General features: G+C 69.0%; 17 protein-coding genes. 7 read left to right on the top strand and 10 right to left on the bottom strand.

Features of this window, described 5'->3' with window-relative positions:
• Positions 1–83: 83 nt before the first annotated feature.
• Entirely contained in the window at positions 84–1,535 is a 1,452-nt protein-coding gene (locus AB0A63_RS19420; RefSeq protein ID WP_360392903.1) for a phenylacetate--CoA ligase family protein, read from the top strand.
• Here AB0A63_RS19420 and AB0A63_RS19415 read toward each other — a convergent pair whose 3' ends face one another.
• Together AB0A63_RS19415 and AB0A63_RS19410 are read right to left on the bottom strand one after the other, a co-directional pair.
• Complete coding sequence (locus AB0A63_RS19415) at positions 1,536–2,075, bottom strand: hypothetical protein (RefSeq protein WP_360392900.1); 540 nt, start codon at positions 2,073–2,075, stop codon at positions 1,536–1,538.
• A 78-nt stretch (positions 2,076–2,153) separates the two neighbouring features.
• Positions 2,154–3,380 carry a glycosyltransferase 87 family protein gene (locus AB0A63_RS19410; protein WP_360392898.1) on the bottom strand — a complete coding sequence of 409 codons (1,227 nt, stop codon included), beginning with the start codon at positions 3,378–3,380 and terminating at the stop codon, positions 2,154–2,156.
• Positions 3,381–3,540: 160 nt separating this feature from the next.
• Between AB0A63_RS19410 and AB0A63_RS19405 the strand changes: the two genes are divergently transcribed.
• From AB0A63_RS19405 to AB0A63_RS19390, 4 genes are all read left to right on the top strand, one after another.
• Positions 3,541–5,883, top strand: a complete 2,343-nt coding sequence (locus AB0A63_RS19405) for a tetratricopeptide repeat protein (RefSeq protein ID WP_360392895.1) — start codon at positions 3,541–3,543, stop codon at positions 5,881–5,883.
• Between the two features lie 253 nt (positions 5,884–6,136).
• The gene (locus tag AB0A63_RS19400; RefSeq protein ID WP_360392892.1) at positions 6,137–7,624 is read left to right on the top strand and encodes a sigma-70 family RNA polymerase sigma factor; all 1,488 of its coding nucleotides are present in this window, start codon (positions 6,137–6,139) and stop codon (positions 7,622–7,624) included.
• A 410-nt stretch (positions 7,625–8,034) separates the two neighbouring features.
• On the top strand, positions 8,035–9,054 hold the full coding sequence (locus AB0A63_RS19395) for a LacI family DNA-binding transcriptional regulator (RefSeq protein WP_360392889.1): 1,020 nt from the start codon (positions 8,035–8,037) through the stop codon (positions 9,052–9,054).
• 113 nt (positions 9,055–9,167) lie between these two features.
• Positions 9,168–10,142, top strand: coding sequence for a LacI family DNA-binding transcriptional regulator (locus AB0A63_RS19390; RefSeq protein ID WP_360392886.1), 975 nt, complete (start codon positions 9,168–9,170; stop codon positions 10,140–10,142).
• Here the strand turns inward: AB0A63_RS19390 and AB0A63_RS19385 are convergent, their stop codons facing one another.
• From AB0A63_RS19385 to AB0A63_RS19375, 3 genes are read right to left on the bottom strand one after another with little or no spacing between them, the layout of a single operon-like run.
• Positions 10,143–11,132, bottom strand: a complete 990-nt coding sequence (locus AB0A63_RS19385) for a hypothetical protein (protein ID WP_360392883.1) — start codon at positions 11,130–11,132, stop codon at positions 10,143–10,145.
• Positions 11,129–13,387, bottom strand: a complete 2,259-nt coding sequence (locus AB0A63_RS19380; protein ID WP_360392880.1) for a hypothetical protein — start codon at positions 13,385–13,387, stop codon at positions 11,129–11,131. Before AB0A63_RS19380 ends, AB0A63_RS19385 begins: the two co-directional genes overlap by 4 nt.
• On the bottom strand, positions 13,384–14,727 hold the full coding sequence (locus AB0A63_RS19375) for a BTAD domain-containing putative transcriptional regulator (RefSeq protein ID WP_360392877.1): 1,344 nt from the start codon (positions 14,725–14,727) through the stop codon (positions 13,384–13,386). Before AB0A63_RS19375 ends, AB0A63_RS19380 begins: the two co-directional genes overlap by 4 nt.
• 152 nt (positions 14,728–14,879) lie before the next feature.
• Between AB0A63_RS19375 and AB0A63_RS19370 the strand changes: the two genes are divergently transcribed.
• Entirely contained in the window at positions 14,880–15,077 is a 198-nt protein-coding gene (locus AB0A63_RS19370) for a DUF397 domain-containing protein (RefSeq protein ID WP_360392874.1), read from the top strand.
• A gap of 18 nt (positions 15,078–15,095) precedes the next feature.
• Here the strand turns inward: AB0A63_RS19370 and AB0A63_RS19365 are convergent, their stop codons facing one another.
• From AB0A63_RS19365 to AB0A63_RS19345, 5 genes are all read right to left on the bottom strand, one after another.
• Complete coding sequence (locus AB0A63_RS19365; RefSeq protein ID WP_360392871.1) at positions 15,096–15,971, bottom strand: helix-turn-helix transcriptional regulator; 876 nt, start codon at positions 15,969–15,971, stop codon at positions 15,096–15,098.
• A 120-nt stretch (positions 15,972–16,091) separates the two neighbouring features.
• A complete protein-coding gene (locus AB0A63_RS19360) occupies positions 16,092–17,423 on the bottom strand; it encodes an aminotransferase class V-fold PLP-dependent enzyme (protein ID WP_360392868.1) in 1,332 nt (443 codons plus the stop codon).
• 49 nt (positions 17,424–17,472) lie between these two features.
• A complete protein-coding gene (locus AB0A63_RS19355; protein ID WP_360392865.1) occupies positions 17,473–18,858 on the bottom strand; it encodes a radical SAM protein in 1,386 nt (461 codons plus the stop codon).
• A complete protein-coding gene (locus tag AB0A63_RS19350; protein WP_360392863.1) occupies positions 18,858–21,380 on the bottom strand; it encodes a glycosyltransferase in 2,523 nt (840 codons plus the stop codon). The genes AB0A63_RS19355 and AB0A63_RS19350 overlap by 1 nt, the downstream gene beginning before the upstream one ends.
• A gap of 329 nt (positions 21,381–21,709) precedes the next feature.
• Positions 21,710–22,486, bottom strand: a complete 777-nt coding sequence (locus AB0A63_RS19345) for a DUF1684 domain-containing protein (RefSeq protein WP_360392860.1) — start codon at positions 22,484–22,486, stop codon at positions 21,710–21,712.
• Between the two features lie 210 nt (positions 22,487–22,696).
• Here AB0A63_RS19345 and AB0A63_RS19340 point away from each other — a divergent pair, with 210 nt between their 5' ends.
• Positions 22,697–24,250 carry a glycoside hydrolase family 13 protein gene (locus tag AB0A63_RS19340; RefSeq protein WP_360392857.1) on the top strand — a complete coding sequence of 518 codons (1,554 nt, stop codon included), beginning with the start codon at positions 22,697–22,699 and terminating at the stop codon, positions 24,248–24,250.
• Positions 24,251–24,320: the final 70 nt, after the last annotated feature.

Here is a 24,320-nt window from a genome sequence, read left to right as displayed (position 1 = left end):
CGGGAAGGCCGGTCGCGGGTTCCGCGGCCGGCCTTCCCGCGCCGGGCACGCGCACCGAACCGCCGTCTGGCAAGGTCAGGACCATGAGTGATCGGCAGGCCCGTGTGCTCCGCGCGTTCGAGACGTTCTTCGCCCCGGCGGCGGAGCCGTCCCCGTCCTGGGTGCTCGACCTGTTCCGCCGCACCGCCACCACCGTGCCCGCCTACCGGGACTTCCTGGCCGAGCACGGGATCGAGCCGGAGTCCGTGCAGGCGTTCGCGGACTTCCAGCGCCTGCCGCTGACGGAGAAGGCGAACTACCACCAGCGCCACCCGCTGCCCGACCTGTGCCGCGACGGCACCCTCGCGGCCTGCGACATGATCGCCGTCTCGTCCGGTTCCAGCGGCAGGCCGACGATCTGGCCGCGGTCTCTGGAGGACGAGCTGCACGTGGCCCGCCGCTTCGAGCAGGTGCTCGTCGACGGCTTCGGCGCGGACGAGCGCAGCACGCTGGCGGTCGTGTGCTTCCCGCTCGGCACGTGGGTCGGCGGCCTGTTCACGCAGGCGTGCGTGCGCCACCTGGCCGCGAAGGGCTGCCCCATCACGGTGGTGGCGCCGGGCAACAACAAGGCGGAGGTCCTGCGCGTCCTGCCTGAGCTCGCACCGCACTTCGAGCAGACCGTCCTGCTCGGCTACCCGCCGTTCGTCAAGGACGTGGTCGACTCCGGCACCGACTGGTCGTTCGACGTGAAGCTGGTGCTGGCCGGCGAGGTCTTCAGCGAACAGTGGCGCGACCTGGTCGCCACCAGGGCCGGCATCGCGGACCCGGTGCACGACATCGCCGCGCTCTACGGCACTGCCGACGCGGGCGTGCTCGGCACCGAGACCGCGCTGTCGGTGGGCATCCGCCGCTTCCTCGCCCACCGCCCCGACCTGGCGCGGCTGGTGTTCGGCGACCCGCGCCTGCCGACCCTGGTGCAGTACGACCCCGCCAGCCGCTTCTTCGAGGTCATCGACGACACCCTGGTGTTCACCGCGGACGGCGGAATCCCGCTGGTGCGCTACCGCATCGGCGACGAGGGCGGCCTCCTCCCCCACGCCGAACTGCTCGCGCTGTGCGCCGAACACGGCTTCACACCACCCGACGGCCCGCCGCTGCCGTTCGTCTACGTGTTCGGGCGCTCGCTGTTCACGGTGTCGTTCTTCGGGGCGAACGTGTACCCGGAGAACGTGACGGTGGGGCTGGAACAACCGGAGATCAGCGCGACGGTGACCGGGAAGTTCGTGATCGAGTCGGTGGAGGACGCGGACCGCGACCGGTCGCTGCGGATCACGGTGGAGGTCGCGCCGGGCGCCACCGCCGACGCACCCGCGATCGCGCAGTCGGTGCGGGCGCAGCTGCTGCGGCTCAACAGCGAGTTCGCGAACTACGTGCCGGTGGAGCGGCAGCTGCCGGAGGTGGTGCTGCGACCGGCCGGGGACCCGGAGTACTTCCCGGTGGGGGTGAAGCACCGCTACACGCGCCCCTCACAGCCTGCTCCGCGCGACGCGCTCTGATCACCTGGCGGCGTCAGGGCGGTAGCGCTCCATCGGGACCGCCTCCGACAAGGCGTCGCTCAGCACGTGCTCCGGCTGGCCGGACCCCTTCCTGCGCCAGTGACGGCCGTTGGCATCGAGGAAATGCAGGCTCAGTCCAACCTTGCGGGGCAACGACATATCCATTGATCCACTGTCCGCGGGACGATGCACATGCAGCTGAGTGCGCACGGATTCGCCGGGTTTCACCATCCGGAAGCCTTCTTGGCCGCCACCGATGTCCTCCATCTGGACGACTAGGTTGAAGATCGGCATGTCGCTGTAGTTCGTCACCACACCGTCCATCTCAAGCACCTTGAAGCCGTCTTTGAGCGGGTAGGACTCCTTGGCGATGGCGGAGACGATGAGCCTGGCCTGTCTGGCGTTCTCGTCCTCTTGCCGCACCATCGCAGCGTGCTGTTCGGCTCGACGTAAACGAGTTTCCCGGGTTAGCAGGAAGAGTGTTGCGAGGAAGGCGCAACCACTGAACGTGCCCCCCAAGATGGAGCCGAGCGCATCCACCGTGCTCCACGACATGTTCGGCCTCTCCGTTGGCTGGTCTGAGCAACAAGCAGACAGTCGTAGCCCGGAACGAGAGCGTTACGGAGCATCCGGCGCTATCGCGGTGTTGGCACGCTGTTGACCGCGTTCTCCCAGCTGCGGCTGCACAGACAGGTCGAGGCGACGGTGTGGGGGCGGCTGATGTTGCGACTGGAGGTACCCGCACCGGTCCTGGACGACGATCCGCGACCGGTACGCCAGCACGCTCAACGCCACAGCCGCCAGCGCCACATAACCGTCAACCTCGTGCACAGGAATCATGAACACCGCGGTGACGATGACGAACATCGGCCAATGACCGCGCAGCGCGAGCAACAACAACACAGGCACGCACCACACCCAGTGGTGCAGCCACGACACCGGGGACGCCAACAGGCCAGCGGCCGCGATGACGAACAACGCGACGACGTCATCATCGGTGCGCCACGCCACGAACGCCGCCGCGGCCACGGCGACGACTGACAGCACCACCCACAGCAGCGACCGGGTGCCGGGCTCCAGGCCGAGGCCGCGCAGCAGCCCCTGGATCGACTGGTTCGCCTGCAGCGCGACGCCGCTGATCCGTTCGGGGTTCACCATCGCGTGGAACCAGAACTGCACCGAGTCGCGCGGCGCCACCAGGAAGCCCACCACGGCCAGGCCGGCGGAGGTGGCGGCGGCGGTCAGCGCGGCCCGCCAGTCGCGGCGGACGAGGAAGTACAGCACGAAGATCAGCGGTGTCAGCTTGACCGCCGCCGCCACGCCGACCAGCGCGCCGCGGAAGCGACGGTCCGTGACCGCCAGGCAGTCGACCACGACCAGGCCCAGCAGCAGGAGGTTGATCTGGCCGTAGCCGAACGTCGACTCCACCGGGTCCAGCGCCAGCGCGGCGATCGGCGCGACCGGGCCGAGCGTCCACCGCAGGCCGGGCCGCACCCGGCCCGCGACGGTGACGCACACGGCGGTCAAAGCGACGAAGCCCGCGGTCAGCAGAAGCGGGTTCAGCGCCCACCCCGGAACAAAGCTCATCGCGCTGAACGACACGGCCGCCAGCGGCGGGTAGGTGAATGGCAGCCCCGGGTCGAGTGGCGGGCCGGTGAACCCGGAGTAGAGCGGATTGCCCGTCAGCCAGGCGAGGCCGCCGAGCCGGTACACGTCGAGGTCGATCGGGTAGTGGTCGTGCCAGCGGATCAGCAGCCCTACCAGCGCCAACGACCAAGCCAGACCCACCACCGGACGAATTGGGTGATTTTCTGCACGCTGGAGCAACCCATTGAACTCTGACACGTCTTTTCCCCGGTTCGAACAAAGAAGAACGATTACCCCGACGCTATCCGCGGAATGCGCGCACCACCTTGACGATTGACCGGCAGAACCTCCGGAAGAAATTCTCACCGAAGCGACGAGGACGCGAACGAGAACTGCCGGGTCGTGGCAACATGGCCCGGTGAGCTCGTTCGGGGACTTCCTGCGCTTCTACCGATCCCGCGTGCCGCTGACCCAGGAGGAGCTGGCGGACCGCACCGGGCTCAGCATGCGCGCGATCAGCGACATGGAACGCGGCCGGACGCTCACCCCGCAGTCACGCACGGTGCAGCTGCTCGTGAGCGGGCTCGGGCTGGCCGGGGACGAGGCCGCCGAGTTCGCGGCGCTCGCGCGGGCAGGGCGGGTGCCGGAGGCGGAGGTCCGGCCGGAGCCGCCCAGCGCGGTGCTGTCGGCGGCGAGCCTGCCGCCGGTGCTGCTGGAGCTGACCGGCCGGGAGGCCGAGCAACGGGCCGTGGACGGGTTCGCGCGCGAGGCGGAGTCGTCGGCGCTGGTGCAGATCGCGGTGCTGCACGGGCCGCCGGGCGCGGGCAAGACAGCGCTCGCCGTCGACGCGGCGCACCGGCTGGGCGCGCGGTTCCCGCACGGCGCGGTGTTCCTGGACCTGCGCGGGATGGACGCCGAGCCGTTGTCACCGGGGCGGGCCGCGCACCGGTTGCTGCGGTCGTTCAACGTCGACGAGCGGCAGATCCCCGCGGACCCCGAGGACCGGCTGTCGCTGTACCACTCGTTGTTGCGGGACCGGACGGTGCTGCTGGTGCTCGACAACGCCGCCGGCGAGGCCCAGGTGCGGCCGCTGATCGCGTCGAGCCCCGGCACGATGGTGCTCGTGACCAGCAGGAACACGCTTACCGGCCTGGACGCGCGGCACCGGCTCGCGGTGGACCTGCTGCCGCTGGAGCGGTCCGTCGCGCTGCTGCGCGCGGTGGCGGGCGACCGGGTGGACACCGAGCCCGAGGCGGCCCAGCGCGTGGCGGAGCTGTGCGGGGGCATGCCGCTGGCGCTGCTCATCGCGGGCAACCGGCTGGCCAGCAGGCCACAGTGGACGGTCGAGCACTTCGCGACGCAGCTGGCCGACGAACGGCGGCGGCTGTCGTTGCTCAAGGCGGGCGACCTGCAGGTGCGCACGGCGTTCGAGAACTCCTACCACCAGCTCAGCCCGGACGCGGCACGGCTCTTCCGCAGGCTGGCGCTGGTCCCGGGGCCGGACACGAGCGTGGAGCTGGCCGCGGTGGTGGCCGGCGAGGACGGCGGGCACGGCGCCGAGGAGGTGCTGGAGGAGCTGGCCGACGCGAGCCTGCTGGGGGTCAGCGAGACGCCCGGCCGCTACCGGCGGCACGACCTGCTGCGGGTGTTCGCCGCCGAACGGCTGGAGCTCGACGAGGACCCCGCCGTGGTGCGCGAGCTGAGCACCCGGCTGCGGCACTCGCTGCTCGACATCGCCACGACGGCCGCGCGCCACTTCGACCACGACGACCCGCCGGTGCGCTCAGAGTCGTTGCCCGACAAGGAGTCCGCGGGCCGGTGGCTGGTGATGGAGCTGGAGCACTGGCGCGGTGCGCTGCGGGCGGCGGCCCGGCTCGGCGAGCACGAGCGGGTGCTCGCACTGGCGCAGGCGATGCACTGGTACTCGGACCTGCACGGGGTCGGCGAGCTGTGGCGTGAGGTGTTCCAGGCGGGAGCGGACGCGGCGCGCGCGTTGGGCACCCCGCGGGACACGGTGGAACAGTTGAACTACCTGGCGTGGGCGCAGTACGCGTTGTGCGGGCAGCCGAGAGAGGCGTTGGTGGCGCACGAGCAGGCGGCGGCGATCGAGGTCGACGACACGGTCACGCAGGCGTGGACGTGGTACTACGGCTCGGCGATCCTGCGGCGCAACGGGGAACCGCGGCGGGCGGTCGAGCTGGGGCGGCGCGCGCTCGCGTTGTTCGAGGAGGCCGGGTACCCGATCGGCGAGAACCTGGCGTTGTCGTTGCTGGGCCTCATGCTGCACGGCACCGGTGAGCTCGGCGAGGCGGTCGAGGTGCAGCGGCGCAGCGTCGAGCAGCACCGCGCGGCCGGCGGCGACGAGGAGCTGCTGGCGATGATGCTCATCCGGCTCGCGACCAGCCTGGCCGCCACGGGCGACGTGGACGGGGCGCTGGAGTTGCTGAACGAGGCGGAGTCGTTGTTCTCCAGGCACGGCACGACCGCCGGGGTCGCGCGGGTGCGGCACAACCGCGGTCTGGTGCTGATGGACGCGGGCCGGCTCGGCGAGGCGCGCGAGCAGCTGCTGTCGGCGCTGGAGGAGGCCCGGCTGTCCGACCACCGGATCGAGGTCATGGCGCGACTGGTGGAGCTCGCCGACGTGGCCGGTGACGCCGCGCAGGCGCGCGAGCTGCGGGTGCGGGCGCTGGCCGAATGCGACCGCTACGACACGCCCGCCGTGCGCGCGATGGCCGCCAAGCTGACCGCCGACCTGGCCTGAGCAGGGGCACGGCCGGTCCGCCAGAGGAACAAGACCCGTCTTCGAGCCCGGGGATCGGGCCGCGGCGCGCGGTGAACAGGACCGCCGTCCCGCGATGTGGATCGCGCCCCGACGGCGGCGGCTGCGGAAGACCAGCCCAAACAACGTCCATTGTGGACTCCCAATGCATTTGGTTCGGATGCGTGGATTGTTCGGGTTGACGTGTCTCGATAAGGTCCGCCTATCACCCGTTGCACGGAGATAGGCGGAAAGCTTGATCGACGAGGAAGGCGCTCCTCGGCCGCCTTCGGACGCGGAGCTGATCGACGCCGTGCGCCGCGGTGCGGTCGAGGCCTACGGCCGGCTGTACGAACGGCACGTGCGCGCGGCGCTCAACCTCGCCCTGCAGCTCACCGGGTCGTCCGCCGACGCCGACGACCTGGTCTCGGACGCGTTCGCGAAGGTGCTCTCGGCACTGCGCACGGGTGGCGGCCCCGACGCGTCGTTCCGGCCCTACCTGCTCACGGCGGTGCGCCACACGGCCTACGACAAGACCCGGCGCGACAAGCGGCTGGAGCTGGCCGGTGACGTCGAGGAGGTGCCCGGCGCGACCCGCGTGACGAGCGTGCAGTTCAGCGACACGGCGGTGGCCTCGCTGAACCAGTCGCTGGCGGCCACGGCGTTCGAGTCGCTGCCGGAACGCTGGCAGACCGTGCTGTGGCACACCGCCATCGAGGGCCAGTCGCCCGGCGAGGTCGCGCCGATCCTGGGCCTGTCCGCCAACGGCGTCTCCGCGATGGCCCACCGCGCCCGCGAGGGCCTGCGCCGCGCCTACCTGCAGGCCCACGTGGCCCGCGACCCCGCGGAACGCTGCCGCGCGACCGTCGCCAAGCTCGGCGCCTGGACCCGCGGCGGCCTGTCCGCGCGCGAGTCGATGCAGCTCGACGCCCACCTCGACCGCTGCGTCGAGTGCCGCGCGATCGCCGGTGAGCTGGCCGACGTCAACGCCGCCCTGCGCTCCGTCGTCGCACCCCTGGTCCTCGGCGGTGCCGCCGCCGGTTACCTCGGCTTCAGCAAGGCGAGCGCACTGGCCTCCGCGGGCGTCTCCTCGTGGTTCACCGTGGCCGCCGCCTCGACCGCCGCCGTCGTCATCGTCGTCACCGCCGGCGTCAGCGCCCCGCTCAACCCGCCGAGGGCCGACACCACCGCTCCCCCGGCCGCCTCGTTCACGTCGACCGCGCCCACCACCGGCCTGACCACCTCGGGTTCGGTCGTGACCACCACGTCCGGCACCGCCGCAACCGAAACCGCGACCTCCGGCGCGGCCCAGACCTCCGGTGCCGCGAACGCACCCGTCCCCGGCGCCCCCACCACGACCACCGGCCAGGACACGTCGAACGGCGAGCCGTCGCTGGTGATGGGCTCGCCCCCGGACGTCGGCATGACCACGAACGGCCCGCCCACCCCGGTGGAGATCTCCCTGAGCAACGTCGGCTCCGGCACCGCACCCCCGTCCACGCTGACGCTGACGCTGCCCGCCGAGCTCAAGACCGTCGGGGCGGGCTCCACGGGCGCGGGCGAGGTCGGCTGCCCGGCCGGCAAGGGGCAGGTGACGTGCTCGGCGGGCGAACTGGCCGCCAACGAGTCGGTGCGGTTCGTGCTGCGGTTGCAGGCGGGGCCCAAGGCGAGCAGCGGGGTCATCACGGGGGTCACGAACACCGGGCTGCGGGTGCAGATCCGGGTGACGATCACGCCGAAGTAGCCGCACCCGGTTCGCCGGCAAGACCGACGCCCGGGCACCCGGCCGATCCGCAAAAGGGTGACGCGGTCGTCGTTGTCGAACAGGTCGGGATTGGTCTCGATCACGGGGTGCGACGGAAATCCGACGGTGCGCGGATACCGGTTGCGGCCCGCGTGCCGCCGCCGGAACCGCACCATTTCCGGCGTGAACAAACGCGCCGGCAGCCGGTGGCCGCCATGGCGGACCCGCGCGGAGCAGCGGGTCGCGCCCCGGTAAAGCGCGCGCAGGACGATGTCGTTGCCCAGACCCGAATGCGCAACGCGGCATTCGAGCCCGATTAGCCGCGCCCGCCGATGTCATTGAACTGTCCGATTTCCGACATGAGCGCGCCGCACCGCCGCCGGATTCCGCCGGAGCCCTAGGATGACGTCATGACGGAGACGGCGAAAAGACGACCCGGGCCTCGCATCGAGGAGGTCGCGCGGGTCGCCGGGGTGTCGAAGTCGACCGTCTCCCGGGTCATCAACGGCGAGCCGTACGTCAGCACGAAGGCGCGCGAGGCCGTGCACGCCGCCATCGCGCAGCTCGGCTACTCCCCCAACCAGGCCGCCCGCGCGCTGGCCGGCAACCGGGCGAACGCCATCGCGCTCGTCGTGTCGGAGCCGACCGGGCGGGTGCTGAGCGACCCGTTCTTCGCGGGCGTGCTGCGCGGGGTGCACTCCGAACTGGCCGGGCGGCACGTGCAGCTGCTGCTGATGATGAGCCAGCCGTCGGACACCGACGACCTGGTCGCCTACCTCGCGAGCGGGCACGCCGACGGTGCGCTGCTGGTCAGCCTGCACGGCGAGGACCCGCTGGTGCCGATGCTGCACGAGATGGGCATGCCGGTCGTGGTCGGCGGGCGGCCGCTGGGCAACACCAGCGTGCCGTTCGTGGACGCCGACAACTTCACCGGTGGCCTGGAGGCCGCGCGGCACCTGGTCTCGTTGGGGCGCAAGCGGATCGGTACGGTCGCCGGCCCGAAGGACATGGCGGTGGGCGCGGACCGGCTGAGCGGGTTCCGGCGCGGGCTGAGCGAGGGCAAGATCGCCACGGACCTGGTGGCGCACGCGGACTTCACGCCGGAGAGCGGCGCGCGGGCCATGGCCGAGCTGCTGGAGCAGGCGCCCGACCTCGACGCCGTGTTCGTGGCGGCGGACATCATGGCGGTGGGGGCGTTGCAGACGCTGCACGCGCAGGGCAAGCGGGTGCCCGACGACGTGGCGGTGATCGGGTTCGACGACTCGGTGCTGGCCGCGACCTCGACGCCACCGCTCACCACGATCCGCCAGGACGTGGAGGAGCTCGGCCGCACCATGACGTGGCGGCTGCTCGCGGAGCTGGCCGGTGAGGACGGTCTGCCGCCGTCGCTGCTGCTCCCGACCTCGCTGGTGCGCCGCGCCACCGCCTGACGAACTGAGAGCACCCCCTCGTTCGCTTGACGCGCCACCCGGCTGCGGTAAAGACTCCTCACTGTTTCTGGGAGCGTTCCCAGAACGCCGCCGCCGCCAGAGGAAGTCGCCAAGTGAACAGACGAGCCGGCATCGACGAGGTCGCCCGGCTGGCCGGGGTGTCCAAGTCCACCGTGTCCCGCGTCCTCAACAGCGCACCACACGTGAGCGAACGGGCGAAGGCTGCGGTCAAGCGCGCCGTCGTGCAGCTCGACTACACGCCGAACCAGGCCGCGCGGTCGCTGGCCGGGCACCGGGCCAACGCCATCGCGCTCGTGCTGTCCGAACCGAGCGGCCGGGTGCTGTCCGACCCGTTCTTCGCCGGCCTGATGCGCGGGGTCCACGCCGAACTGGCGGGCCGCACCCAGCTCGTGCTGATGATGAGCCAGCCCGGTGACGTGTCCGCCTACCTCACCGGCGGGCACGTGGACGGCGCGCTCGTGGTGAGCCTGCACGGCCACGACCCGCTGCTGTCGGTGTTGCAGGAGAACGGGTTGCCCGTCGTGGTCGGCGGCCGTCCGCTGTCGGGCGGCGCGGTGCCGTTCGTGGACTCGGACAACTTCACCGGCGCCCAGGAGGCGACCAAGCACCTCATCTCGTCGGGACGGCGGCGGATCGCGACCATCGCGGGCCCCGCGGACATGGCGGCGGGCCTCGACCGGCTGGCCGGGTGGCGCCGCGCCATGAGCGGGCGGGCCGCCGACCTGGTGGTGCACGGCGACTTCACGTCCGAGGGCGGTGCGGCCGCGATGGCGGCGCTGCTGGACCGGGACCCGGCGCTGGACGCCGTGTTCGTGGCCGCGGACATCATGGCCCTCGGCGCGCTGCAGGTGCTGCACGCCCGCGGCCGGTCGGTGCCCGGTGACGTGGCGGTGATCGGGTTCGACGACTCGGTGCCCGCCGTACCGCCGCTGTCGACCGTGCGGCAGGACGTGGAGAAGTTCGGGCGGATGCTGACGTGGCGCCTCCTCGCCGAGGTGGACGGCGAGGAGGGACTGCCGCCGTCGGTGCTGCTGCCTACCTCGCTGGTGCTGCGGACAAGCGCCTGATCACCGCTTCTCCCCGCCGGGGATGGTGGCTCGCTTCCCGGTTCCCAGAGAGGTCGAGGGCGTCTCTCGAACGCCCGCGAGTGTGTTGTTGCTCCACTCCCGCAGCGATTGGAGCAGCACGCGCAGGTCGTCTTCGACCTCCCACCGTTCGATCGCATCCGACTCGAGCATCCTGCTGAGGAACTCGAGCACAGCTTGTCGGCTGGTCTTGCGTTCGTCGATCAACGCTTGCATCACCTCGGTGACGCTGTCCTCGTCCAAGGAGAGCTGCAACGCGAACTGGTGGTAGTCGCCCTCGACCAGGACTCGCCGCAGACGTTCGACCTTACGCATCAACGCGGCGTGGGCCAGCGTGGGCTGATCCATCGTGAGCGAGATGTACGTCCGCACTTCGAGCCCGAACTCGACGCCGAGCGGCTCCACAGCGAGCGCTTGGACCGCCGCCGCTTCGGCGTCGTTCACCTGCTCGATGTCGAACTTGCGGGTGACGGAGCGCAGACGAGCCGTGATCTCCGGCATGAGGGCCTTGGCCACGTTCGACAAACCGGAAGCAACAGCTGTCACCGCGTCCGTCAACCGCCACCGCAGTTCGACGACCGCCTGGAAGAAGCACTCGTCCCCCGCACACGGCAGCGTCAACTCGACTCGGGTCAGGTGGACGCCCATGTCGATCTCGTAGACGTGGCACACCCGCTGCCTCATCAGCACGCGTGCCGTGGGCTGCTGGTCCGGCGGAAACCACAGCCTCCTGCCCGAGGCGGTGACGAACAACCTCGCCGTCCGGCCGTCGGCGGGCAGTTGCCCGCGCAACGCATCCCACCTGCCGAGCGGACAGTCGCCCAGTATCGGACCGGTGATCTCGCGAGGTCGTTCGTCCAGGTTCACGACATCCTGCGGCTCGGTCTCCTCATCTGAACCGTCCTCGTTCTGAAGCATGGTGTAATGCCTTGCGAGTGAGACAGCATCGTCGTTGGACAACTGGCGGGTCATGAAGCCGTCCTCTCGCTGTGCGCGTGGATGGAGTTCTCAAGAGCGAGCGCTGTTGTCTCATCGATGGGATCGGACCAGTCGCGCCGCATTCGATCGATCAGGTGCTGAAGACACCGGAAGTCGTCTCGCCCGACCACGAGGCGAGGCATGAACGCGGTGAGTGCGCGCAGACAACTCTCGTCCTTCTCCGCTGCGAAGACCCAGCGCCGGAACCGGTGTTGCACGCTTTCAAGGGGATCCCTGCTGCGGAGCGCCCATCTGACGAGTTCCGCTACCTCGTGCGTGCGAGCGGTGTCTTGTTCGAGCAAAGTGAGCAGCAGAGGCCAGTCCTCCCTGTCGGCAGTACCCAGCCGGTCGTCTCGGCCTGCGGAGTGAAGCAGTACTCCGCGGTCGTACCCACGCAGGTAGATCAGCCAAGAGAGGGAGGCACGTGCGAGCTGGCGGATGCTCTGGCGGTCACTCCGGGTCCACTCCGTGAGCTGCCGCAAAACCGTGGTCACGGCACCAAAGGCCAGGAGGTTGGCGACGCTTTCTCCCGCCACGTGCACCAGGTCACCGGAATCCGTCTCCTGCGACCTCGTGCGACGCTCTGCCGGAGTACCGAGCACACGCAACTCGTGTAACGCGTCGTCGATGCGGTCGAGACCCAAGTCGTAGCCGAGTGCGGCCGCCGCCGTCCACTGCTGGTGTTCGTTGCCATGCCGCCGCCAGACCTGAACCCTCTCGAAGACCGCAGCCGACATCCTCTCGTCGCGAGCCGCCTGGTCGAGTGCAATGGCAGCGAACCTCCTGCGCTGCTCTCCTTTCTCGCCCTCAGCTCCAGCCAGGGGATCGATCTGCTTGGCAAACGTTCTTCCGAACGACAGCGAACAGAACAATCCCATCGCTTGCGCTGCGCGTACCCACACCATCGGTTGATCATCGTTGCTCAGCTCGGTCAGCCACTCCAGGACGACTTTGCGCAGTTTGTGGTGCTGGTGCCAGAGTTGGCTCAGCAACACCACCGGAAAGCGATCATCGCGGAACATCACCAGCTGCGTCTGGATCCAGAGTCCACCGAACGAGTACTTCCCGTCCCTCGTGGTCGCACGTGACGCCGGCAGGTTCACGGCGTGATCGTCCGTGAACACTGACTCCTCGGACTTCACGGCGTACTCGCCTTTCATTTCCTTTAACAGCTTGGCCGCCAGGGTTGTCCCTGCATCCATCACGATGTCGTACTCTGACTCGTTGAGCACGGCCAGGGAGATTCGGAACGCCGTGAGCCTGATCGCCTCCGGCAATGCGTTGGCAGGGCCTGACAGCTCTTTGAACCATTCGTCGACCTGCTTGCGCAGCAGCTTGCCGGCGCCGACCTCCACGTCGGACAAAGTCAACCGGCCGTCGGCCATCTGCGCGAGGAGTGCCGCTATCTGCGCTGCCTCCGCAGGTCGCGGGTTGGACGTGAGCGATTGACGCAAACCGGCGTTGCAGTAGGCCTGCTGCAGGAGCTGTGCGACATCATGGTCGCCATCCCGCAGTTCCTCAGACAAGTGCTTCAGCACCAAGCCGTCCACATCAGGCGGCGGACACGGCAGCACATGCTCGCCAAGCTGTTGTCGGTGCACTCCTCGATGGCAGACCAGCACCAGATAGGCGCTTTTGGCCACGACGACTTCGGCCAGGTGGTCGAGTTGCCACTCGTTCAACGCCTCCGCCTGAGAGCTGGCCAGCTTCAAGACATAGCCGGTTCTCTCCTCAAAGCGCGACTCGTCGAGTTTGGAGAGATCGGCCACAGCTCCAAAACTGCTCACCTTGCCTTTGGCAAGCCGATCCAGCAATCGCAACGCGGTGGTGGACCGTCCTGTACCCGGTTCACCGTCAAGCACCAACAGTCGACGTTGCGCCAAACCCTCCAGCAAGTCGGCGTAGTCCTGTACCGGCATGTAGCGTTTGCGCACCCGCTTGAGCTCATCTTCGCGAACAGTGATCGCACGCAGATCGCCACCCTCACCGGCGAAGGTGTAAGTGTAGTAGTGGGTGTGCCTGTCACCGATGTGCAGGTCGTCGATCGACGCCTCCCGGTTGAAGTTCATCGCGCCCGACGTCGTCATCTTCCTGCCGTGCAGGTAAGCCTGGTCGTGCTGACGCGAATCGGATCTCTGCCCGCCCTCCGCGCCCGGCTGCGGACCATTCGATGATTCGTTGGCGTCGCTGTCCTTCGATCCCGACGGCTCAGAGCTCGACGAGGGCCCACCGGACTTGTCGTCACTCATCGTCGACCGCCGAGGTAGTGGTGGTGGACAGCGTCTCCGTTGTGCTGCGTACCAATTGACGTGGTCCCGTTGAAGGCGAACGAGTACGACTTCTGCGCCGCCTTCTCGTCCTGCGGCTTCGCCTCGACCGACGGCTCGTCCGGCTGAGGCGAGAGCCCTGGAACGCACACCCACCCGTTCACGTCGGCCGCACGGCGGTAGGTCTCCCGATCGGGTTTCTCGACCAACTCGTAAAGCTCTTCGCTGATGGCGACGACCAGATACCTGCCCGCAGCAGTCTGCAGCCGTTCCTGAGCGGTCCGCGAGCCGGCGAGGTCGTGCGCTCGCTGTGCGTCGTCCACCGCGACACCAGTGCTCACCGGCCGATCGACCATTTCGGACAGACGACTGAGACAGCGTTCGATGACGAGCAGCGGAGTGGCCTGTGCGGGCAGATCGCACGTCAGGTTCCCGCCCTCGGCCCGCATCGCGATGTCGTTGCGTTCGAAGGCATCGGGCACCAACCTGCGCAGGAACTCCACGTCGCGCGGGTCCGTCTTGAAGGCGACTACGAGTCGGTTCGACACCGGAGCCGCTTGCTTCTGCACGAGCGGCTGCAGTCCCGCATCGTTCTGAAGTATGCGAGTGTGCATCTCTCTGATCTCCTTGGTCGGGATGTGCCCCAGCTCGGCGAGGGCATCCTGGTGCCGCTTGATGACGGTTCCCACCTCATTGGTGCGGCCGCACAGGTGCAGAACACGAGCCGCGAGCAGGGTCACCTCCTCGTTTTCGGGACTCTCCAAGTGCATGCGCCTCGCGGTCCCGATCAACGCCTGGTGCTTGCCCAACTCCGTGCCGACCTGCACAGCCAGGATTTCAGCGTCGTGACGATCGTCCCTGAGCCGTGTTCGCTGGAGCTCTGCCCGCGAGGTGAAGACCCCTGTCAGCGGCCCGCGCTCGGTAAGACCCAATGCCTGCTCCAGTGCAGCACCAGCCTCACGAAGGCCGACCGGGGTCCGCCTGTCAGCCGCATGCGCCTTGGCCATCAATTCGGCGAATCGACGGTTGTCCACGAGCTCATCCGGGACCTTCAGACAGCGCAGACCGTCCTTGCTCCACAGGGCGTCCGGATACCCCACCCGCTCCAGCAGTTTTCGGAGGTCGCTCATGAGCTTGGCCACCTCGCCGTCCGCGCTCGCGGGCACGTCGTCCCACAACCACTCGCGCAGAGAGTCCAACTCCACTGCCTTGCCGTTGTTGAGCAGCAGAAAAGCCAGCAACCAAGAAGCCTTCTTGACCTTGGGCCCTTCCCGCCGCCCATCGACGTAGACGCCCACCTCTCCCCAGACGCGGAACTTCACTTCGCTCCCCACCAAGATTGTCTCCGTTCACCAACCGAATGGAAGTCTTTTGCCAACTGACCGGAAGTTCGATACCAAGCTGTTCGGAAATCGCGTCGTCCATCGTTGCTCTCAACGGCAGCAACGGGCAGCCGCGAAACCCAGGAGAAGAAATGGACGACCAGGGACTCATCTGGAAGAAGAGCACTTTCAGCGAGCCCAAGGGCGAATGCGTCGAGGTGGCAATGGCCAACGGTGGCGTGCTGGTCCGGGACTCGAAGAACCCCGCCGGCCCCGTGCTGTGGTTCACCAAGTTCGAGTGGATCGCGTTCCTGTACGGCGTGCTGGCCGGCGAGTTCGGCCTGAGCTGACCGGCGGACGCCGAGGCGTCACGCCCTGCCACCCTCCAGGGCAGCGTGACGCCTCGTGCGTCCGATGAGGTCGTCAAGGAGCTGATGCGCCTCGTCACCGAACAACGACATGTTCTTCAAGAGCGACCACCGCAGCTGGTACTGGTTGACCTCTTCCACCGACTCCACAGTCAGAGGGCCGTGGATCAGCTCAAGCGTCACCATCTTTTCGTCGGCCTCCTCATAAATGACGAAACCGTGCGAGTAGGTGGCGGCCATCTCCTCTCGATCGAGAGGAATGAGTCCGATGCTGACGTTTTCCAATGAGGAGAGAGATACCAGTCGATCCAGCTGCCCCATCAGCACATGAGGCGGTCCAGGACGCCAACGGAGCGCCGCCTCGGTGATGAGGAAATCGAACTGCCGACCTTCTTCGTGCAAGATGAGCTGACGATCCATGCGTCCGGCAACGGCTGAGGCCAGAGCCTGGTCGTCATAAGGCGGAGTGGACAACAAGAACACGCGACGCGCGTACTCCGCGGTCTGCAAGAGCCCAGGAACGACCGACGGCTGGTAGGTGCACACGCGCGTAGCCGCGGACTCCCAGCCACCGATCTCGTGCTGCAGGTGCTTCCGATCACCTTGCAGGGTCGTCGCCCAGGAAAGCGTCTCCAAGCGAGCCGTTCCGGCAAGCTCCACAAGCCGTCGCACCGTCTTCGATGGCGCTCCAAGCACCCTCCCCCACTCCTCGATCTCCGGCACGGTGGGCAACGCTGTCCCCGCTTCGACGCGGGACACCTTCGACTGGCTGATCGAAGCCCGGCGCCCGAGCTCTCTGCCGGACAGGCCCTGGAGAAGGCGGAGCTTCTTCAGCTCACGAGCAAGCACGTGCCGCGCGGATCCGCGGTCATCCACCTAGGTCCCCAGGGTCTGCGTTGATTCAGATTGAGTCATCACGATTCACAATGAAGCAGAGGGCGGGCGCTGTCAACGGCAGAACGCTGCATCGAACAGGTGAAACCCGGCTGCCGCTGTTCAGACCAAGTGCCTGACCAGGTCTGCGAACTCCGCCACGTGCTCACGGTGGGTGCGGTGGCTGAGCACGCACAACCGCAGCGCGAACCGGCCGTCGAGCCGGGTGCTGGACAGGAAGAACCGCCGCGAGTCGTTGATCGCCGTGAACAGCCGCTCGCTCGTCGGGTCGTCAGCGGCCCGGAACACGACGACGCTCAGCTCCGAGGGCAGGACTTCGAGGCCTTCGACGTCGGCGAGGGCGGTGCGGACCTCAGCGGCTAGGTCGAGCTTCTCGTCCAGCGCCTCACGGAACGCGGCCACGCCGTGCAGGTGCAGCGGGAGCCAGACGCGCAGGCCGCGGAACTCGCGGGTGAGCTCGGGCCCGAGGTCGGAGTAGTTCGGCACGCCGGTGTCGTGGTCGAGGTCCTGCAGGTAGTCGCCGTCGGCCACGTGGGCCGCGCGCAGCCGTGCCTCGTCCCGGACGAGCAGCACGCCGGTGCCGTAGGGCAGGAACAGGCTCTTGTGCGGGTCCCAGGCGATGGAGTCGGCGCGTTCGATGCCGCGCAAGGCCTCCCGGCCGCGCGTGGTCAGCTGGAAGGCGCCGCCGTACGCGCCGTCGACGTGGAACCACAGCCCTTCCTCGTGCGCGAGGTTGGCGATGGCGTCGAGCGGGTCGACGATGCCGGTGCTGGTGGCGCCCGCGGTGCCGACGACCAGGAACGGCTTCAGGCCCGCCCTGCGGTCCTCGGCGATCAGGGCGCGGGCCGCGTCGACGTCCATGCGCAGGCCGGGCACGACGCGGACGCGGTCGGCGGGGAAGCCCGTGATGCGCGCGGCTTTCGCGACGCAGTGGTGGGTGTGCGCGGTGACGTAGATCGTCCCGTCCGCGGTGGCGCCGCGGTCCTCGCGGGCGGTGTGGACGGCGGACAGGGTGGCGAGCGAGGCCCCGGTCGTGAACACACCGCTGGAGCCGGCGGGCAGGCCGAACTCGGTGCAGAACCAGCGGATGACGCTGTGTTCCAGCGCCACGAGCGCGGGCGCGGTGGAGGCGACGCCGGTGTAGCGGTTGGTGACCTGGGCCAGGAGCTCCGCCAGCGCCGAGCTGTAGAGGCCACCGGCCGGGAAGTAGGCGAGGAAGCGCGGGCCCGCGGTCTCCACGGACTGGCGTGCGGCCTCCCCGAACTGCGCCAGCAGGTCGGCCAGCTCGCCGGGGGCCTCCGCCGGCGGTGGGGGCAGCAGTGCCCGGCCCGGTGTGGAGGCGGGCGCGGCCTCCAGTCCCTCGACGAACTCGTCGACGAACGCGGTGACGGCCTTCATCCACTCGGCCCTGGTCTCGCGGTCCGGTTGCAGCATGAGCACACGGTACGAAGGCCGCGCGGCGCCGCGCTCGTGGGATGCGGTCCTACAGCTCGGTGTTGATGATGGCCTCCACCAGCACCTCGCCGTCGTCGGTGAGGGTCACGGCGTCGGCGTCCATCGTGAGCAGCCCGCGTTCCCGCAGCGAGGTGAACTTGGCGAGCCACGGCTCGTCGAACAACGACCGCCCGAAGCGGGCGCGGTGCAGGTCGTCGCGCACCGGCTGCAACGTGGACAGCGCCATCTTCACGCTCCTGGCCTCCTGCGCCTCCTCGGTGAACCGGGTCGCCGATCCGAGCGGCACGCGGTCGGCGTCCACGGCCTCCGCGTAGGACTTCCACTGCACGTCGGTGATCGCCTCCGAGGCGCGGCAGCTGGAGCTGCCGCCCAGGCCGATCGCGACCTCGGCCTCCTGGCGGTCCTGGTCGACCATGATGGACTTCCACTTCTCCGGGCCGAGGCCGTCGCGTGCGAAGTACATCGTGGGGTGCTCGGTGTAGCCGGCGGCGCGCAGCCCGTCGGTGAGCACCTCGCGCATCCGGTACTGCTCGGCCAGAGTCGGCCAGAAGTGGCCGTTCTGCACCAGCTTGTCGCGGTAGGCGGGCAGCTGCCACGGCGCCGGCTGCTCACCGGCGACACCGGTGCGGGTGTCCGAGTAGGACTTCAGGTGCAGCTTGGTGCAGACGACGGCGGTGATCTCCTCCTCCAGCACGACGTCGAGGTCGCGCCGCACGCTGTCGACGGTCTGGTCGAGCAGCCCGTACATCAGGTCGATGCTGATCCACTCGAACCCGGCGCTCTTCGCGTTGCGCACGAAGTCGACGCACATCTGCGAGGTGTGCTCGCGGCCGCACTCGCGCAGCACCGGGTCGTCGAACGACTGCACGCCGCTGGAGAGCTTGGTGCAGCCCAGCTCCCGCAACGCCGCCAGCTTCTCCGGCGTGAACGTGCTGGGGTCGCCCTCGAACCGGATGGTGGTGTCGTCGGTGAAGCCGAAGTTGTCCCGGTAGAAGTCGAGCAGCCGGCGGATCTGGTCGAGCGGCAGCAACGAGGGCGTGCCGCCGAAGACGTTGAACTCGCCGACCGGCGCCTTGGCCAGCTCGGGCACGCGGGCGAGCCACAGCTGGGCCTCGCGGATGTTCCAGTCCACCCACCTCGTCAGCTTCTCCGTCGCGTTCGCGCCCTTGACGAGCACGACGGGGTACTGGCAGAAGCGGCACTTGTAGGCGCACGTGGGGATGTAGGACCACAGGTGGATGGGTGCGGTGCCGACGAGCTGGTCGCTGAGGTCGTCGAGGAAGCCGTCGACCGGATAGCCGGGGACGTTGCCGGGGAAGACGTGCGCCCCGAACGGGTCCTCGGTGACGTACTCCAGCAGGTGGGCGTTGGCGGGGTCCTGCAACGAACGCCAGACCCTCGGTTCGCGGTCCATCAGAACACTCCTCCGTTGCCGAAGTAGTTGTGCGCCTCGCCGGACTCGCGGTCCTCGCAGTAGTACTTCACGAACTCCGCGAACCGCTCTTGCGGCACGTCGGCGAAGCACTCCGGCAGCGGCGGCGGGTAGCCGATGTCCTCCCCCACCGCCGCGCGCAGCCGTTCGAAGAGCTCGTCGCGGAACTCCAGGTAGAGCCGGTAGGAGGGCGTCTTGTAGGAGTGGATCGGGGTGAGGTCGACGACCCGCATCTCGTCTTTGATCTCGGCGATCCGCCGGCCCAGGCGCTCGGCCAGGTCGGCGCCGAAGAACGCCACCACCGCGTCGTCGTCGAGGAACGACGGGGTGAGCAGCACGGGCAGGATGGTGTTCTTCGGCGTGAAGTCCTTGATGGAGAACTCCCACGCCTGCAGCGCTTCCTCCTCGGTGAGGTCCGCGGTCTGCGCCTCGGTGTCGGGGCGGATGTCGCGCATGACGATGATGCCGTCGGACCCGTAGGCGCGACCGGTGATGACCTCGTCGATGGCGTGGTTGACCCGGCGCGGGTTGATCTCGACCTTCGACAGCGGCGCGTAGGTGATGTCGAAGCCGGAGCCGCGGACCTTGATGCCGAAGTCCCAGTCGTCGGAGAGGTGGTTCACGAACCGGCCGTTGTGCAGCTGGTAGCAGATCTCGATGCCGCCGACGCGTTCGTAGGCCTCGCGTTCGACGGCAAAGCCCTTGCCGTCGGGGAAGCCGCCGAACAACGCGAACGTGACCGCGCGGCACCGCAGGGTGCGCTGGATGGCGTCCCACAACCGCGGCCGGCCGGTGAAGTGCTCGGCGTTGTAGTAGTAGTCGCACACGCCGATCGCGGCCTTGTCGTCCTCCATGGCGGCGAACAGCTCGGCGAGCCACCGGCGGTCGACGCGGCAGTCGGCGTCGGCGGAGACCAGGTAGAACCGCTCGCCGGGGTCCTTGCGGGCACGGCTGCGCTGGGCCGCGTAGTCCATGCCCGCCTTGCGCGCGCACGCCACGCCCTGTTCGGGTTCGGAGATCACGTGCAGCGCGAGACCGGGGTGGTCGGCGGCGAAGCGGTGGGCGATGGCGACCGTGTCGTCGGTGGAGTTGTTGTCCACCAGCACGATCTCGTACCGGTCGCGCTCGATGCCCTCCTGGTCGTGCAGGCTGGTGAGGACGGCGTCGAGGTTGGCCGCCTCGTTGTAGACGGGCAGGACGACGCTGAGCCGCACGTCCTCCCCCATGGCCGGCGGGAACAGCCGGTCGACCAGTTCGTTCGCCGCGGTCCTGCTGTGCAGGCCGAGCTCCTGGTTGTGCGCCACCACTTCCGCCCTCCTCTCCGCGTTGGTCATCAGCTCGTGGACGTCTCTTGCGAACTCCGGTGTCGGCAGGTCGTGGGCCAGGACGTCCAGCACCGGCGCCCGAAATCCCGGGTAGACGGTGTCGTACAACGCGTACCGGCTGGTCAGGTACGGCACGCCGGCCGCGACCGCCTCGCTGATCGGGTTGCCGTAGCTCTCGTAGTCGTACGAGGTCAGGAACGACACGATGTCGGCGTGCGCCAGCAGGTCTCGCACGGAGAACGCGTCGCCGGCCGACTCGGCCTGGGCGAGGGTGCCGCCGAAGACCACGCGCCGGGTCAGGCCGAGCTCGTCGACGAGCGCGCGCAGCTTCACGGTCTCGGCGGGGTGCTCACCGGTGTCGCCGGCGATGAACAGGTGCACGTCGTCGGGCAGCAGCCGGAGCAGGTGCAGGTCCCTGTCGATGCGCTTCTGCGGGATGATCCGGGTGAACCGGGCGATCAGCCGGACGTCGTCGGGGATGCCGTGGTGGCGCTTGAAGTCCGCGCGGCCCGCGCGGTGCGGCGGGCTGAAGGTGTTGGGCAGGACGTCGATGTTGCGCAGGTGCGGCTGCCACTCCAGGGTGCGGCACAGGGCTTCCTCGTGCAGCGCGAAGTAGTGGATGTGCGGTGAGTCGCGCATCGGCGGCGTGCCCGGGAAAGGGAACGTGCCGTACTTGCCGGGTTCGCTCTGCCACATCATGTCGTGGTCGCGCCAGAACACGAAGCGGCCCAGCGCGTGCCGGGCGCCGTAGCGTTCGATCGCCTGGTGGAGGGCGGTCGTGTAGGCGACGTTCTCGGGCAGGGTGCCGTTCTCGACCATCACCGTCGTGACGCCGCGGTCCTCCCAGGTCTGCTCGATCCGCCGGGCGATCCGGTCCGCGACCTCCTGCACGCGGGGAGTCTCGTCGCGCTGCACCGCCTCCAGGGTGGCGGTGACGAACGCCTGGTCGTAGCCGCTGACCTCGTCCAGGCCGTCGACGCGGTCGAGCGTGATCCAGTCCGGCACCTGTTCGTCCTGGTAGGGGCGGAAGAACGGGCCCTTGTCGGCCTTGATGTCGTAGCCGAGGTCGAGGTGGACCCGGTGACCACGTCCGGCGAACAGCGCGGCGGTCTTGACGAACTCGACCACCACGCCCGACATCGCCGTGGCGTCGAAGGACACTCCCCACAAGACGGCCATGCGCACCCGCTCCTGGTCGAAACCCCATCCACGACCGAACCTAATCCGAAAGCGCTCTCCGGACAGATCGCCGTCTCAGCAGGGGACGTGGGGAAAGGGGTTTCACCACAGATCCGGCACGGGGCGTGACGCGTACCGGCGGTTAACACCCGCTCGGCCCAATCTCGCCACAGACCCGGTAACGCTCCGCTGCCGCCGTGGTGCACGGCGACGTCTGCCGGCCGAACGTGCTGGTGCGCCGGAGAGCTGGACGAGGAGGCCGCAGCCGCGGTCAACCGCGACTACGGCCTCGTTCCCGACCCCTCGGGCTCTACTGGGTACCGCTTGCCCTAACCCTGTTCGTACGGGGTGCGTTCGCCGGCTTCGACCTTGAACGGCAGGTGGTTGCCGGCGGGCGGCAGCGGGCAGGTGGCGTAGGCCGTGAACGCGCACGGCAGGTTCACGGCCCGGTTGAAGTCGAGCACGACCTTGCCGTCGACCGGCTTGGCCGAGATCTCCCGGTTCGCCGCGTAGGTGGTGACGCCGCTGGTCTCGTCGGTGAACAGGATGGTGATGCCACCGTCCTTGCCGTTGAACGCCGTCAGCGTGTGCTCGGCGCCGTCGTGCGTGAACCGCACACGCCCTGGTGCCTCGTACACGTGGCTGAGCCCTTCCACGACCGCACCGACCGTCGTCGGCACAGGGGTGTCGAACGGCTCGAAGACGCCTTCGAGCACCCACGCCTCGTCGGGCTCGTACGCCGGCACGCCGCGGAAGCTGCTGAGCACCTCGGCCTTCGGGTCGTGGACGCGCACCAGGTAGCCGCCGCGCCGGGCGATCTCGATGTCCACGTCACCCGCCCGGACGCGCGTGCCGGGGCCGCTCTGGACCAGTTTGAAGCTCGTGGGTTCGGTGATCGGCACGCCGTCGTGCGTGACCTCGGCACCTTGCGGGTCGAAGTGCGCCTCGTCGTCGTCCTGCCACCACAGCCCCGGTATGCCGTCATAGGCGCGAGGCTTGGTCTCCAGCCAGTCGAGTGACACCAGCGCCAGCCATCCGTAGGGATCGGCCAGGCCGCGTTCCCGTTCCGTCTTCCACGTCTGCCAGTTTTCCGCGAAGCCGCTCATGTCATTGCGAACGATCTGCTCGCGCAGCGCCTTCCCCGTCTCAGCTGCTGAGAAGCCGTCCGTCGCTCGACCGGGTCAACGCCTGCGAAAATCTATGAAAAAGTTTGCAGGATTACGCCTGCTTCTCAAGTAATCCTCCTGGCGACTTGCGGAAAACTTTTGCAACGACTTTCCTGGTTCGCTGACACCGCACCCACGGAAGGCAAGGACATGTCCCAGGACTGGTGGCGACACGCCGTCATCTACCAGGTCTACGTGCGCAGCTTCGCCGACTCGAACGGCGACGGCGTCGGTGACCTGCCCGGCATCCGCTCACGCCTGCCCTACCTCCGCGACCTGGGCGTCGACGCGGTGTGGATCACGCCGTTCTACGCCTCGCCGATGGCCGACGGCGGTTACGACGTGGCCGACTACCGCGCGGTGGACCCGTCGTTCGGCGGGCTCGACGACGTGCGGTCGCTGGTCGAGGACGCCCACGGGCTCGGCATCCGCGTGATCGTCGACATCGTGCCGAACCACAGCTCCGACCGGCACGAGTGGTTCCAGGAGGCGCTGGCCGGCCGCAACCGGGAGCGGTACGTCTTCCGCGAGGGCGTCGGCGACCAGCCGCCCAACGACTGGGAGTCGGTGTTCGGCGGCCCGGCGTGGACGCGCGTGGCCGACGGGTCCTGGTACCTGCACCTGTTCGCTCCCGAGCAGCCGGACCTCAACTGGGACCTGCCGGAGGTGCGCGAGGAGTTCCTGTCGGTGCTGCGGTTCTGGCTGGACCTCGGCGTCGACGGGTTCCGGGTCGACGTGGCGCACGGCATGGTCAAGGCGGCCGGGCTGCCCGACATCGGGCACACCGACCAGCTGAAGCTGCTGGGCACCGAGCCGCTGCCGTTCTTCGACCAGGACGGTGTGCACGACATCCACCGCGAGTGGCGCAAGGTGGTGGACTCCTACCCCGGCGACCGCGTGCTCGTGGCCGAGGCGTGGACGCCGTCCGCCGAGCGCACGGCGATGTACCTGCGTCCCGACGAGATGCACCAGGCGTTCAACTTCCACTACCTCACGGCCGAGTGGAGCTCCGGCGCGTTGCGCTCGGTGATCGACTCGTCGCTGGCGGCGGTGGCACCGGTGGGCGCGCCCACCACGTGGGTGCTGTCCAATCACGACGTTCAGCGGCACGTGACGCGGTACGGCGGCGGTGAGACCGGTGTGCGCCGTGCGCGCGCTGCGCTGGCATTGATGCTGGCGCTGCCCGGTTCCGCGTACATCTACCAGGGCGAGGAGCTCGGTCTGCCCGAGGTGCTCGACCTGCCCGACGAGGTGTTGCAGGACCCGATGTGGGAGCGGTCGGGCCACACCGAACGCGGCCGCGACGGCTGCCGGGTGCCGCTGCCGTGGTCGGCGTCGGGCCCGTCGCTCGGGTTCGGCACCGGCGGCTCGTGGCTGCCGCAGCCCGCGGACTGGGCGAAGCTGAGCGTCGAGGTCCAGGCCGCCGACCAGGACTCGATGTTGTCGTTCTACCGCACCGCTTTGCGCGTGCGGCGCGACCACCCGGCGCTGGGCGCGGGCGACGGCGTGACGTGGGTGGACGGACCCGCGGACGTCCTGTGGTTCACGCGCACGCGCGAGGACCGGCGGGTGTCGTGCGTGGTGAACCTGTCCGGTGAGGTCGTCGCCCTGCCCGACCCCGGCGCCGTGCTGCTGGCCTCGTCGTACTACGGGGTGCGCGACGGCTCGCTGCTGCTCCCGCCGGACACCGCGATCTGGTTCTGACCAGCCGGATTTCCCGGTTCACCGAAAATTGTCAGACCCCCTGAGTACGGTCCAGGACATCAACTCCGGA

Source organism: Lentzea sp. NPDC042327 (assembly GCF_040647275.1).
Classification (GTDB): Bacteria; Actinomycetota; Actinomycetes; order Mycobacteriales; family Pseudonocardiaceae; genus Lentzea.
This window is presented reverse-complemented; position numbering and strand designations above follow the sequence as displayed.